This window comes from Parendozoicomonas verongulae (assembly GCF_009711465.1).
Classification (GTDB): domain Bacteria; phylum Pseudomonadota; class Gammaproteobacteria; order Pseudomonadales; family Endozoicomonadaceae; genus Sansalvadorimonas; species Sansalvadorimonas verongulae.
The window spans coordinates 1-237 of sequence record NZ_SMME01000347.1 but is presented as its reverse complement, the minus strand read 5'-3'; the positions used below and the strand labels follow the sequence as shown (position 1 = coordinate 237).

The 237-nt window shown below is 59.5% G+C and carries 1 protein-coding gene; it reads left to right on the top strand.

The annotated features are described in order from the left end of the window. Positions 1-237, top strand: a 237-nt coding sequence (locus tag E1189_RS22325; protein ID WP_196220866.1) for a hypothetical protein, incomplete at both ends; no start/stop codon positions are given.

The following is a 237-nucleotide window of genomic DNA, read 5'->3' as shown; positions in this document are numbered from 1 at the left end:
CGAACTGGCTCTGGGCAGGCACCTCGAGATTATGGGAGGGGAGGACAACCTGAAAACAGCACTGGCGATCTATACCCGGCTGCGCACCCGGGCGGCAGGGGGTAAGGCGAACACCCCCTGTGAGAACAAGGATATCGAGTTAACACTGGGCAGATATCTTCAGACTATGGGGGGCAGGGACAATCTGAAAATGGCTCTGGACATCTATACCCGGTTGCGCACCCGGGCAGCCGGGGG